The organism is Pseudomonas sp. H1h, assembly GCF_000633255.1.
Taxonomy (GTDB): Bacteria; Pseudomonadota; Gammaproteobacteria; order Pseudomonadales; family Pseudomonadaceae; genus Aquipseudomonas.
Map to the genome: position 1 here is coordinate 91,532 of NZ_AYMJ01000030.1, position 13,261 is coordinate 104,792.

Annotated in this window: 12 protein-coding genes; 6 read left to right on the forward strand and 6 right to left on the reverse strand. The window is 61.9% G+C overall.

The genetic code is table 11. The features are described 5' to 3' along the window. Window positions 1–281: 281 nt before the first annotated feature. From U862_RS0123450 to aspA, 4 genes are all read right to left on the reverse strand, one after another. Complete coding sequence (locus tag U862_RS0123450; RefSeq protein ID WP_025112648.1) at window positions 282–1,277, reverse strand: AraC family transcriptional regulator; 996 nt, start codon at window positions 1,275–1,277, stop codon at window positions 282–284. A 167-nt stretch (window positions 1,278–1,444) separates the two neighbouring features. Further along, the gene (locus U862_RS0123455; protein ID WP_025112649.1) at window positions 1,445–2,449 is read right to left on the reverse strand and encodes an asparaginase; all 1,005 of its coding nucleotides are present in this window, start codon (window positions 2,447–2,449) and stop codon (window positions 1,445–1,447) included. 169 nt (window positions 2,450–2,618) lie between these two features. Then, window positions 2,619–4,064, reverse strand: coding sequence for a sodium:alanine symporter family protein (locus tag U862_RS0123460; protein WP_025112650.1), 1,446 nt, complete (start codon window positions 4,062–4,064; stop codon window positions 2,619–2,621). Window positions 4,065–4,596: 532 nt separating this feature from the next. Further along, window positions 4,597–6,021 carry an aspartate ammonia-lyase gene (aspA, locus tag U862_RS0123465; RefSeq protein ID WP_003229645.1) on the reverse strand — a complete coding sequence of 475 codons (1,425 nt, stop codon included), beginning with the start codon at window positions 6,019–6,021 and terminating at the stop codon, window positions 4,597–4,599. Between the two features lie 180 nt (window positions 6,022–6,201). On the opposite strand from aspA, the gene U862_RS0123470 reads away from it, so the two are divergent. From U862_RS0123470 to U862_RS0123490, 5 genes are all read left to right on the forward strand, one after another. Beyond that, window positions 6,202–7,110, forward strand: coding sequence for a LysR substrate-binding domain-containing protein (locus tag U862_RS0123470; RefSeq protein ID WP_007962273.1), 909 nt, complete (start codon window positions 6,202–6,204; stop codon window positions 7,108–7,110). A gap of 333 nt (window positions 7,111–7,443) precedes the next feature. Then, entirely contained in the window at window positions 7,444–7,935 is a 492-nt protein-coding gene (gene purE / locus U862_RS0123475) for a 5-(carboxyamino)imidazole ribonucleotide mutase (RefSeq protein ID WP_003229641.1), read from the forward strand. Between the two features lie 10 nt (window positions 7,936–7,945). Continuing rightward, a complete protein-coding gene (locus U862_RS0123480) occupies window positions 7,946–9,028 on the forward strand; it encodes a 5-(carboxyamino)imidazole ribonucleotide synthase (protein WP_025112651.1) in 1,083 nt (360 codons plus the stop codon). 106 nt (window positions 9,029–9,134) lie between these two features. Continuing rightward, entirely contained in the window at window positions 9,135–9,380 is a 246-nt protein-coding gene (locus U862_RS0123485) for a GlsB/YeaQ/YmgE family stress response membrane protein (RefSeq protein WP_003229635.1), read from the forward strand. A 102-nt stretch (window positions 9,381–9,482) separates the two neighbouring features. Beyond that, window positions 9,483–10,019, forward strand: coding sequence for a DUF3299 domain-containing protein (locus tag U862_RS0123490; RefSeq protein ID WP_025112652.1), 537 nt, complete (start codon window positions 9,483–9,485; stop codon window positions 10,017–10,019). Between the two features lie 126 nt (window positions 10,020–10,145). Here U862_RS0123490 and U862_RS0123495 read toward each other — a convergent pair whose 3' ends face one another. Together U862_RS0123495 and U862_RS0123500 are read right to left on the reverse strand one after the other, a co-directional pair. Then, entirely contained in the window at window positions 10,146–11,045 is a 900-nt protein-coding gene (locus tag U862_RS0123495) for a D-hexose-6-phosphate mutarotase (RefSeq protein WP_025112653.1), read from the reverse strand. A 58-nt stretch (window positions 11,046–11,103) separates the two neighbouring features. Continuing rightward, a complete protein-coding gene (locus U862_RS0123500; RefSeq protein ID WP_003229628.1) occupies window positions 11,104–11,508 on the reverse strand; it encodes an acyl-CoA thioesterase in 405 nt (134 codons plus the stop codon). Window positions 11,509–11,886: 378 nt separating this feature from the next. Here U862_RS0123500 and U862_RS0123505 point away from each other — a divergent pair, with 378 nt between their 5' ends. Continuing rightward, window positions 11,887–13,185 (forward strand): MFS transporter, encoded by a 1,299-nt coding sequence (locus U862_RS0123505; RefSeq protein WP_025112654.1) that lies wholly within the window; start codon window positions 11,887–11,889, stop codon window positions 13,183–13,185. The last annotated feature ends 76 nt before the right edge of the window (window positions 13,186–13,261 follow it).

Here is a 13,261-nt window from a genome sequence, read left to right on the forward strand (position 1 = left end):
TCCCCAGTGTTGCGGCGCGCGGCGAATCGGAGAACGGCAGGAAAGGCCAAAAGGGGATCGATATGGCCAAAAGATCTGACCGAAATTCGCCCCTTTTCAATGCAGCCATGCCTCGATTCAAGGCATGGAATGCGTTACTTGTGGCAGCGGGCTTACTCGTGAATACAGTGTGTCAGATGCATTGATGACGACTGACACGACGCCTTCGCGAGCAAGCCCGCTCCCACAGGACTCCGTGCATGGCAGCAAATCGCTGAGCGCCCGCCTTCCAATGTGGGATATCAGTGCGGGCGAAACTGGCTCGGCGCCACACCGCTCCAGCGTACGAACGCGTGGCGGAAACTCGCGGTTTCGCTGAAGCCCAGCGTCTCGGCGATGCGGTAGATCGGCAACTGATCCTCACACAGCATCTGCTTGGCGCGCTCGAAACGCAGTTCGTCGAGCAGCTCCTGATAACTGCTGCCCATGTCTTTGAGGTGGCGGCGCAGGGTGCGCGGCGAGCATTTCATCTGCTGGGCCAGGCCTTCCAGCCCCGGCGCGGCATTCAGTTGAGCGCTGAGCAACTGGCGGATACGCCCGAGCCAGGCCTGGCGGCCGGTAAATTCGAGGTTCTGTTTGCGGCAGCGCTCGGCCATGGCCTGATGGGTGATGGCGTCGGCCAGCGGCAGCGGCTGTTCGAGCCAGCAGCGGTCGAAGGCGAACGCGTTGTCCCGGGCGGCGAAGTGCAGCGGGCTGTCGAAGTGTTCGGCGTAGCTGTCGCGGTAATCCGGCGCCGCGTGCTCGAACCGCGTGGCGAGCAAGGGCAGGGGATGGCCGAGCAGGTCGTCGCAAATCACTTTCAGCGACACCAGGCAGAACTCGGCGTTGAACACTGCCATCGCCGGGCTCTCGCGGTAATCGGCGGCGACGAACCAGATGCGCTCGCCATCGTCTTCCAGGCTCAGTTCGAAAAGTGTTCCCAACAGCGCCGGATAACGAATCGCCAGACGCAAAGCGTCACCGAAGGTGGCACAGGTCAGCAGCGCGTAACCGAGGATGCCGTAGCAGGACACGTGCATGCGTCGGCCCAGTTCAAGGCCGATGTCGTGCTTGAGCGCGACCGCGTTGGCGCAGACCTGCATTTCCTGATTGGTGGTGATGCGCGTGTCGGCGCGGTTCAGGTCCGCGGCACTGATGCCGCTGCCGGCCAGCAGCGCGTCACCGCAAAGGCCCTCGGTCTTGAAGGTGTTGAGGATCAGCGAGACGGCATTGAGGGTGGTGAGGTGGGAGTGCAGCATACGATCTTCCAGCCTGGGGATGGCTGGAGCGCAGCAAGTTACATGCCGGACGCAGATCCCATTGCGGGAGCGGGCTTGCTCGCGAAAGCGTCGTGTCAGTCGACATCAGCCTGTCTGACCTGACGCCTTCGCGCGCAAGCCCGCTCCTACAGGGGGAGTGTGTGGGGTCAGATCAACTCGCCACACAGGTCCAGTTCGATCAGTCGGCGCACTTCAGCCGATTCCAGGCCTGCACCCAGCAACGCCTGCAACTTGCCGAACGCCGCCTCGCGGGTCATGCCGCCACCGGACAGCACACCAACGCCACGCAACCGGCTGCCGGCTTCGTAAACATCCAGCTCGACGCCGCCTTCGTGGCACTGCGTGACTGCGACCACCACCACACCGTTGTCCCGCGCGCGGCCAAGGCTTTCGAGGAACTCGGGATTGTCGCTCGGTCCTGTGCCGCTGCCGTAGCACTCCAGCACCAGGCCTTGGATGCCGCCGTCGAGCAGGCCGTCGACAATCCCGGCGCTGATGCCGGGGAACAGCGGCAGCACTGCGACATTCGCCAGTTGCTTGGGTTGGTTGTAGTTCAGCGCTGCAGGAATCGACGTGGCTTTCACGCCGCCACCTTGACGCTCCAGGCGTTTGAATGGATGACGGCCGAAACTGCGCACTTTCGCGCAACGGGTCGGGGCCAGCAACTCGCCGTGGAAGTACAGGTGCACGCCCGGCGCCAGGCCCTGGCCGAGGGCAACCAGTGCGCCGCCGAGGTTTTCCCAGGCATCGCTGTCGGTGACGCCCGCCGGCAGCATGGAGCCGGTGAAGCAGACGCGGGCATGCAGGCCGAGCAACTGGAAACTCATCGCGGCGGCGCTGTAAGCCAGCGTGTCGGTGCCATGCAGGATCAACACACTGTCGCAGCCCTGCACGTCAACGGCATCGACCACCGCTTCACGCAATTGCTGCCAATAGGCCGGGGTCATGTTGGCGCTGTCGATCAGCGGCGACATTTCCCGGAAGCGCCACTGCGGCAGCACCAACTCAGGCTGGCTGTGCAGGTAGTCGCGCATGCGGGCTTCGAAACCGGACGCCGGGGCCAGGCCATTGGCGCTGGCCTGCATGCCGATGGTGCCACCGGTGTAGAGCACCATGACGTGTTGGGCGGCGGGGAAGGAATTGGCAATCATCTGAGGGTCTCCACAAGAGATGACAGGTGGGAGCGGGCTTGCTCGCGAAGGCGGTGGGTCAGCTAACGATATTTGACTGATTCACCGCCTTCGCGAGCAAGCCCGCTCTCACAGGTAATGCATTGCACTGTAACTGACGGGCGCAGGGGATGCGCCCGTCATTCACCTGTCAGCGTTGCGCTGCAGGGACGCCTTGCGGCTCGACTTCGGTCTTGCCGGCGGCTTGCGGGCTGGTCGGCCAGGCCTTCAGGTCCAGGTCCAGATCGGTAAATTTGCTGGAGTCGAACACGGGCTGTTTGACGCCGGCGCGGCGCTGTCCGTCGTAGTCGCGCATCACGCGCATGCCGACCTTGAACAGCATGGCCAAAGCCACCAGGTTGACGAAGGCCAGGCAGGTCATGGTGATGTCGGCGAAGGCGAACACGGTCGACAGGTCCTGCATCGAACCCCAGACCACCAGCGCCAGTACCAGGCCGCGGAAAGTCATCAGCGCAGCGCGGTTGCGGGTGAGGAACTGCAGGCTGTTTTCGCCCAGGTAGTAGTTGTAGAGGATGCAGGTGAAGACGAACAGCGACAGCGCGACGCTGACGAACATGCGACCCCAGTCACCGACCACCGCGGCCAGCGAGTTCTGGGTCAGGACGATGCCGTCACCTTCGAAGCCCGGGGTGTAGAAGCCCGACAGCAGGATCAGCAGCGCGGTGCAGGTGCAGATCACGAAGGTGTCGAGGAACACGCTGAACGCCTGGACCACACCTTGGGCGCCCGGGTGCTTCACGGCAGCCACGGCGGCGACGTTTGGCGCACTGCCCAGGCCCGCTTCGTTGGCGAACACGCCGCGCTTCACACCCATGACGATGGCGCTGCCGAGCAGGCCGCCGAAGGCCGGGTCGAGACCGAAGGCGCTCTTGAAGATGGTGACCAGCATGGCCGGTACGTGTTCGATCTGGGTGCCGATCACGTACAGGGTCACGGCGATATAGGCCAGGGTCTTGACCGGAACCAGCAGATCGGAGACCGAGGCAATGCGCTTGATGCCGCCGATGAAGGTGATGGCCAGCAGCACCGCCAGGACGATACCGGTGTGTTGCGGGTCAAAGGCAAAGGCGTTTTGCAGCGAGTGGGTCACGGTGTAGGACTGCAGGCCGATGAAGGCGAAGCCGTAGGTGACCAGCAGCAGGATCGAAAACACCACCGCCATGCCTTTGAGTTTCAGGCCGTGCTGGATGTAGTAAGCCGGACCGCCACGGTACAGGCCGTCGCCATCGGCGCGCTTGTAGACCTGGGCCAGCGTACATTCGAAGAAGCTGCTGGACATGCCGACCAGTGCGGTCACCCACATCCAGAACACCGCACCCGGCCCACCGAGGGTCACGGCGATGCCGACACCGGCGATGTTGCCTGCACCGACACGGCCGGCAAGGCTGAGCATCAGGGCCTGGAACGAGCTGAGCTGCCCGGCGCTGCCTTTGAGGCTGTCGCGGAACACCGCAAACATGTGGAAGAAGTGGCGCAATTGAACGAAACGCGAGCGAATCGTGAAGTAGCTACCGAGCCCGACAATGAGCACGATCAGTACTTTCCCTGAGAGGAAGTCGTTAATGACTTCGAGCATGGATTTTTCCTCGCTGTTTTTTGTGTGAGCAAATGCTGGATGGAAGAAACATCGTGTTACACCGGTGTGCGCGCGGCACGACGGGTGAGGCGAAGGTTTCGTCCCGGTTCCATATCGCGGGTTTGTTATTAGTTCGGGTTTCGCATGGGTTGTGGCCTCGTTACCGACGACCGCTCATGCGAAGAGGGGCGGCACTATACCGATCAGTGACGCGCCCGTCTGCACAGTCGTGGTGCAAGCGACGAAACGAGGCTTTGAAACACCCGGCGTTACCGGCGCCGGGCTTGTACGGGGATTGCTCTTTTGTGGGAGCGAGCCTGCTCGCGAAAGCGGTGGATCAGTCAACCAGTGCATCAACTGACAGGCACATTCGCGAGCAGGCTCGCTCCCACATTGATCAGTCCCCAGACATACGGGTCTCAGGATCAGAAAGTTAAAAAAAAGGGCTTGGGGAATCATCCCCAAGCCCTCAAAAGGTGAGAGGTGTCTAGTCCCTCGACCTGGTGAGCGGTGCTACAAGTTACGCGCGGGCTCAGGCTTTGAGCGGAACCAGACGCGGAGCAATCATGTTTTCCGGGCGCAGGATGTCGGCGAGCATGGCTTCGTCGAGCAGACCTTCTTCGCGCACCAGTTCCAGCACGCCGCGGCCGCTTTCAAGAGCGATACGGGCGATGCGGGTGGCGTTTTTGTAGCCGATGTACGGGTTCAGCGCGGTGACCAGACCGATCGAGTGTTCGACCAGTTCGCGGCAGCGGGCTTCGTTGGCGGTGATGCCGACGATGCAGTGCTCGCGCAGCATGTCCATGGCGCGTTGCAGCAGGCGGATCGAGTCGAGGATCTTGAAGGCGATCAGCGGCTCCATCACGTTCAGCTGCAGTTGGCCGCCTTCGGCTGCCATGGTCAGCGCCAGATCGTTACCGATGACCTGGAAGGCCACCTGGTTGACGGCTTCCGGAATCACCGGGTTGACCTTGCCAGGCATGATCGAGCTGCCTGGCTGACGCGCCGGCAGGTTGATTTCGTTGATCCCGGTACGTGGGCCGCTGGACAGCAGGCGCAGGTCGTTGCAGATCTTCGACAGCTTGACCGCGGTGCGCTTGAGCATGCCGGAGAACAGCACGAACGCGCCCATGTCGGAGGTGGCTTCGATCAGGTCGGCGGCTGGAACCAGCGGTTGACCGCTGATCAGCGCCAGACGCTGAACGGCCAGCGCCTGATAACGCGGGTCGGCGTTGATGCCGGTGCCGATCGCGGTGCCGCCCAGGTTCACTTCAGTCAGCAGTTCCGGGGCCAGCGTCTTCAGACGGGCCAGGTCTTCGCCCATGGTGGTGGCGAATGCGCGGAACTCTTGACCCAAGGTCATCGGCACGGCGTCTTGCAGTTGGGTACGACCCATCTTCAGGACGTGATTGAATTCTTCACCCTTGGCGGCGAAGGCCTGAATCAGGCTGTCGAGGCTGGCCAGCAGCGCGTCGTGACCCAGCAGCAGACCCAGGCGGATTGCGGTCGGGTAAGCATCGTTGGTCGACTGCGCCATGTTGACGTCGTCGTTCGGGTGCAGGTACTGGTACTCGCCTTTCTGGTGACCCATTGCTTCCAGAGCAATGTTGGCGATCACTTCGTTGGCGTTCATGTTGGTGGAAGTACCGGCGCCACCTTGAATCATGTCGACCACGAACTCTTCGTGGAAATCACCGCGGATCAATCGGGCACAGGCTTCGCTGATGGCAGCGTGCTTGGCTTCGCTCAGGTGACCCAACTCACGGTTGGCGTCAGCGGCGGCCTGTTTGACCATCGCCAGACCTACAACCAGTTTCGGGTAATGCGAAATCGGAACGCCGGAGAGACGGAAGTTGTTCACCGCTCGCAGGGTCTGGATGCCGTAATACGCTTGAGCCGGTACTTCGAGGGCGCCAAGCAGGTCGTTTTCTGTGCGGAAAGATGCAGCGGAGGACATGATAGAAATCATCTCGATATGGACCCGGTCTATGCCGGAACGCTGCGAATGCTAGGCTTGTGGGATTTTTTGGGCCAATGCTGTTAAACACTGGCCTATGCACATTCGGCATAATGCCCGTGTGACGCCGCGTGCGCGGCAAACGTGTGACCTGTTTTGGTGCGTTCCCGGGAGGACGTGATGAATCTGGAAAGCAAATGGCTCGAGGACTTCAGTGCTCTGGCCGCCACTCGCAGCTTCTCGCAGGCGGCCGAACGGCGCTTCGTGACCCAGCCGGCGTTCAGCCGCCGGATCCGCAGCCTCGAGGCAGCGCTCGGGTTGACGCTGGTCAACCGTTCGCGCACGCCGATCGAGCTGACGGCGGCCGGGCAGTTGTTTCTGGTGACCGCGCGCACCGTGGTCGAACAGCTCGGGGAAGTGCTGCGTCACCTGCACCACCTGGAAGGCGGGCAGGGCGAGGTGATGCAGGTTGCTGCCGCGCACTCGCTGGCACTGGGCTTCTTCCCGCGCTGGATCGCACAACTGCGCAATGAAGGGCTGAACATCGCCACGCGACTGGTGGCGACCAATGTCGGCGACGCGGTGCATGCGCTGCGCGAAGGCGGTTGTGACCTGATGCTGGCGTTCTACGACCCGGATGCAGCGATGCAGATGGACCCGGAAATCTTTCCATCGTTGCACCTGGGCCAGACCGAGATGCTGCCAGTGTGCGCGGCGGATGCCGATGGCAAGCCGTTGTTCGATCTGGAGGGCGAGGCCAGCGTGCCGTTGCTGGCCTACAGTGCCGGGGCGTTTCTCGGGCGTTCGGTAAACGGCTTGTTGCGCCAGCGCCAGCTGCGTTTCACCACCATCTACGAAACGGCCATGGCCGACAGCCTCAAGAGCATGGCCCTGGAAGGCCTCGGCATCGCCTGGGTGCCGCAACTGAGCGTGCGTGCCGAGCTGGCCCGTGGCGAGCTTGTGGTCTGCGGCGGCCCGCAATGGCACGTGCCGCTGGAGATTCGCCTGTACCGCTGCGCGCTGGTGCGCAAGGCCAACGTTCGGTTGCTCTGGCGCAAGCTCGAAGGCGGCGCTGCACAGGCTTCCTGAACCACGGTAGATCCACGTGTGGGAGCGGGCTTGCTCGCGAAGGCGACGTGTCAGTCGACATCCATGTAGCTGACCTGGCGCCTTCTCGAGCAAGCCCGCTCCCACCGGGGGATTTGCGGTGTTCTAGCGCTGACCTTTGAGTCAATAAAACCGGGCCTTTCGCTCATTTGACAGATGGTCGCATCGGGGGCTGTTTATTGGCTTCTTTGCGGTATACTGCGCGGCCTTCGGCCGGTACGTCCGGCCATTTTTCGTACAATCAAGCCACGCAACCTGCGTGGCTTGTTGTTTTATGACGCGCCTGCGGGCGCTCCAGAGAGAAGAGGCGCGACGATGAGTGCACTGGTTGGCGTGATCATGGGCTCCAAGTCCGATTGGTCCACCCTTAGCCACACCGCCGATATGCTGGAAAAGCTCGGCATCCCTTACGAGGTCAAGGTGGTTTCCGCCCACCGCACCCCGGATCTGCTGTTCCAGTACGCCGAAGAGGCTGAGGGCCGCGGCATCGAGGTGATCATCGCCGGTGCCGGTGGCGCAGCTCACCTGCCAGGCATGTGTGCGGCCAAGACCCACCTGCCGGTGCTGGGCGTGCCGGTGCAGTCGTCGATGCTTTCGGGCGTCGATTCGCTGCTGTCGATCGTGCAGATGCCAGCCGGCATTCCGGTTGCCACCCTGGCCATCGGCAAGGCCGGCGCGATCAACGCAGCCCTGCTCTCGGCGAGCATCCTGGGCGCCAAGCATCCACAGTTCCACGCGGTACTGAAAACCTTCCGTGCCGAGCAGACAGACAGCGTCCTGGACAATCCAGACCCACGTATTGCCTGAGGTTGTTGAGATGAAGATCGGTGTAATCGGTGGCGGCCAGTTGGGCCGCATGTTGGCGCTGGCGGGGACTCCGCTGGGCATGAACTTCGCTTTCCTCGACCCTGCGCCGGACGCTTGCGCCGCGGCACTGGGCGAACACCTGCGGGCCGATTACGGCGATCAGGATCACCTGCGCCAACTGGCCGACGAAGTCGACCTGGTGACCTTCGAGTTCGAAAGCGTCCCGGCTGAAACCGTGGCGTTCCTCTCGCAATTCGTGCCGGTGTACCCGAGCGCCGAAGCCCTGCGCATCGCTCGCGACCGCTGGTTCGAGAAGAGCATGTTCAAGGACCTGGGGATTCCAACCCCGGCCTTTGCCGACATTCAATCGCAAGCTGATCTGGATGCCGCCGTAGCTGCCATCGGTCTGCCGGCCGTGCTGAAAACCCGCACCCTGGGTTACGACGGCAAGGGCCAGAAAGTCCTGCGCAAGCCAGAAGACGTGGTCGGCACGTTCGCCGAACTGGGCAGCGTTGCCTGTCTGCTGGAAGGCTTCGTGCCGTTCACCGGCGAGGTCTCGCTGATCGCCGTGCGTGCCCGTGATGGCGAAACCAGGTTCTACCCACTGGTGCACAACACCCACGACAGCGGCATCCTCAAGCTGTCGGTCGCCAGCACCGATCACCCGTTGCAGGCCTTGGCCGAAGACTACTCCAGCCGTGTACTCAAGCAGCTCGATTATGTGGGCGTGATGGCGTTCGAGTTCTTTGAAGTCGACGGTGGCCTCAAGGCCAACGAAATCGCTCCGCGCGTACACAACTCCGGGCACTGGACCACCGAAGGCGCCGAGTGCAGCCAGTTCGAAAACCACCTGCGCGCCGTGGCCGGTCTGCCGCTGGGTTCGACGGCCAAGGTCGGCGAGAGCGCGATGCTCAATTTCATCGGCATGGTTCCGCCAGTGGAGAAAGTCGTCGCCATCGAAGATTGCCATCTGCACCACTATGGCAAAGCGTTCAAGGCCGGACGCAAGGTCGGCCACGCCAACCTGCGCTGCGCCGACATGGCCACGCTGCAGGCGCAGATCGTCAAGGTCGAAGCGCTGATCGCCGAGTAACGACAGTTTCATCTGGCAGCGGCGGAACCTTCGGGAACCGCCGTTCTCTGATGGCAGGATGCCAAAGTCTGGCTAGGCTATAGCCAATCAATCAGAGGGAAATGTCATGGGAATTATCGGAACCATTTTTATCGGCTTGATCGTCGGCCTGCTGGCACGCTTCCTCAAACCGGGCGATGACAGCATGGGCTGGATCATGACCATCCTGCTCGGTATCGGCGGTTCGCTGGCGGCCACTTACGGCGGCCAGGCCCTGGGTATCTATCAGGCCGGTCAAGGCGCAGGTTTCATTGGCGCGCTGGTCGGTGCGATCGTGCTGCTGGTGATCTACGGCCTGATCAAAAAGAACTGATCCAAGCGACCAAGCCCTCTCTGCCAACGCGGCAGGGAGGGCTAGAATGCTCGGCGATTCAACGTCCTTCCTTTATCCGAGCATCTTTTACCGAGCACTTCCATGCGCCGTCTTTTGTTGACTCTCCTTTTGCTGGGCAGCGGTCTGGCCCACGCCGGCGAACTGCCGGAAACCGACTGGCTGGAACTGATGCCCAAGTCGGACCAGAAAGCCCTCGAGGCCATGCCCGAAATCGATCACAACTCCCCCGAAGCCACCGGCACCTTCACCGAGAAGGGCGGCATGAAACAGGCCAAGGGCCTGCCGGCGGTGATGTATTCGACCAAAACCGTGGCGTCGATGAACGACAAGCACATCCGCATCGGTGGCTACCCGGTGCCGCTGGAGTCGGATGCCAAGGGGCGTAGCACGCTGTTCTTCCTCGTGCCGTACCCCGGCGCGTGCATCCATGTGCCGCCACCGCCGCCGAATCAACTGGTGCTGGTGCGTTATCCAAAGGGCTTGAAGCTGGATGACATCTACACGCCGCTGTGGGTGACCGGCACGCTGAAGATCGAGAAGGTCAGCAACGATCTGGCTGACGCGGCGTATGCGCTGGAGGCGGACAAGGTGCGGGTGGTGAAAGAGTCCGATCTCTGACACCTGCGCAAAACAACTGTGGGAGGGGGCGTGCTCCCGAAGGCGGTGTGTCAGTCAATGGATCAGTTGACTGAAGCATCGCCTTCGGGAGCAAGCCCCCTCCCACAGTTCGTTCTGTTGTTTGGTTTAAAGCGGTTTGCTGCCGACGCTGACGCCCATGGTGTGGCTGGCGCCCGAGGCCAGGTTCACCACGTCATCCATCACATTCGCGGTCTCGATGCACAGCATGCGTTGCCAGCCATCGTTGTCCATGTCGCTAAACGCCGCCGCGCGGTCGATCCACGGGTTCCAGATCACCGCGGTGCGCGAACCAGTGGCGGTCAGGGCGATTCGCCGTTCCCAGGCCGGGTCGACAATGCTCAGTTGCGGCGGCGCATTGAGGTAGATGCGGTCGGTTTCACCGGCAAAGCGCAGTTCGCCTTGCTGGCTGTGGGTATTCCAGTTGTCCAGGGTCTCGATGTAATTCAAACCATCGACACCGTCGACATGCACGTTGCGCACATCGCTGACGGCGAAATAAGTATGCAAAGCCTGGCTGAGGCTGACTGTTTCGGCGCCCCGGTTATGACTGGTCAGGCTGATGTGCAACTGATCATTCAGATGCAGGGTCAGGGTCAGATCGACCTGATGCGGCCAGCCCGGGAAACCCGCTTCAGGGTAGGGCAGCTTGAACTCGACCTTGATGCCATCGCCTTCGGCTTCGATGCCGCCCAATTCCCAATCCATCGCCCGGACAAAACCGTGAGCCGGCGCCGGTTCGTCGCTGACGCGCATGGCTTTGACGCTCTGCGGGTTGCGCTCGAAGACGCCGAACCACGGCCAGCACACCGGCACGCCGGCGCGGATGCTTTTGCCGGTCTTGAACACGGCCTTGTCGTTGAGCCAGATGATCGGCGGCTGGCCGTCGATCTGATAACTGAGGATGTGCGCGCCTTGCTGGGCCACCAGCACTTCGGCCTGACCGTGGCGGATGCGCCAGCAGTTCAGTTCATCCAGTTTCACCGCTTCAACGTTGGGCGTGTTCATGGGACAGCTCTCGATCAGACACTTGGGACGACTATCGACCGCAAAACCGCGGCGAGGTTTAGCGCGCGCGCGGCGGCACCGAACGGGTGCGCCCGCTGCCGTCGATGGCGACGAAGACGAATACCGCTTCGGTCACTTTACGCCACTCGCTGGACAGCGGATCGTCGCTCCACACCTCGACCATCATCTGGATCGAGCTGCGGCCGATTTCCAGGGTCTGGGTATAAAAGGACAATTGCGCGCCGACAGCGACCGGCACCAGAAACGCCATGCGGTCGATGGCTACGGTCGCTACACGACCACCTGCCACGCGGCTGGCCATTGCGGTGCCGGCCAGATCCATCTGCGCCACCAGCCAGCCACCGAAAATATCGCCGAAGCCGTTGGTTTCGCGGGGAAGTGCGGTAATTTGCAGGGCCAGGTCGCCTTGCGGGATCGGATCTTCTTGTTCGAGCTCTATCATGCCGGGGGTGCCTCTGACCCGTGACTCTTCGTTGGTATTGCTGGTGGTAGCCGTCTTCAGGAAAAACGATTCAGCACCGAACATACTACGTTCGTCACGTTTTCCATAAGGCGCCTAAAGGGGAAACTCTGCGAAAGCGGCTGGATCCACGCACCAAGGCGACCAACGACGTTTTCGCACAGCAACCCCCTACAAACCGGAGCAAGGTTGCGAGTATATCGGTCGGTAGACTCCGCGACGACCATCGGGTTCTGATTTTGACCGTCAAATACGCGCCTCTATGTGCTTTTTCGAACAATTTGCTATGGTGCCGAACCTGCCCAAGCCACAGCCAGCGTTGTTGTGGCGGTAGATCCGACTATAAGAGAAGCCCTTGCCATGACCACAGCGCCTTCGAGCCTCGCGCAGCCCGAGCAACCCGCACGACCGTTGACCCGCAATGACTACAAGACTCTGTCGCTATCGGCCCTGGGCGGTGCGCTGGAGTTTTACGACTTCATCATCTTCGTGTTCTTTGCCACTGTGGTCGGCAAGCTGTTCTTCCCGGCCGACATGCCCGAGTGGCTGCGGCTGATGCAAACCTTCGGTATTTTCGCCGCCGGTTACCTGGCGCGGCCGCTGGGCGGCATCGTCATGGCGCACTTCGGCGACCTGCTGGGACGCAAGAAGATGTTCACCCTGAGCATTTTCATGATGGCCGTGCCAACGCTGATCATGGGGCTGCTGCCGACCTACGCGCAGATCGGCCTGTGGGCGCCGATCCTGCTGTTGCTGATGCGGGTGATCCAGGGCGCGGCGATTGGCGGTGAGGTGCCGGGGGCGTGGGTCTTCGTTTCCGAACACGTGCCGCAAAAGCACATTGGCTACGCCTGCGGCACGCTGACCAGCGGCCTGACGGCGGGCATTCTCCTCGGGTCGCTGGTTGCTACCGCGATCAACAGCCTCTACACACCACTGGAAGTTGCAGATTACGCCTGGCGGATCCCGTTCCTGCTCGGCGGCGTGTTCGGCCTGTTCTCGGTTTACTTGCGCCGCTGGCTGCACGAAACGCCGGTGTTCGCCGAGCTGCAACTGCGCAAGGCGCTGGCTGAAGAGGTGCCGCTGCGAGCGGTGCTGCGTGACCATCGCGGGGCGATTGCGGTCTCGATGCTGCTGACCTGGTTGCTGTCGGCCGGGATCGTTGTAGTGATCCTGATGACCCCGACCGTACTGCAAACGGTCTATCACTTCTCACCGACGGTGGCACTGCAATCTAACAGCCTGGCGATCGTGTTCCTGAGCGTTGGCTGCATCATCTCCGGCGCCCTGGCGGATCGTTTCGGCGCCGGCCGGGTGTTTGTCTTCGGTAGCCTGGGGCTGCTGATCAGCTCCTGGACCTTCTATCACAGCCTCGCCGATCACCCGAACTGGCTGTTTCCGCTGTATGCCCTGACCGGCCTGCTGGTCGGCACCATCGGTGCGGTGCCGTACGTGATGGTCAAGGCGTTCCCGCCAGTGGTGCGCTTCAGTGGGTTGTCGTTCTCGTACAACGTGGCATACGCGATCTTCGGTGGCCTGACGCCAATGGTGGTCAGTCTGCTGCTTAAAGAAAGTGCGATGGGGCCGGCTTACTATGTAGCCGTCCTTTGCACGATGGGGATTCTGGTCGGCGCATGGCTGTGGAAGAAGGGGCGCTAAAAATTTTCACCTGTGGGAGCGGGCTTGCTCGCGAATGCGGTATGTCAGTCTCTATATGAATAGGATGACACGGCCT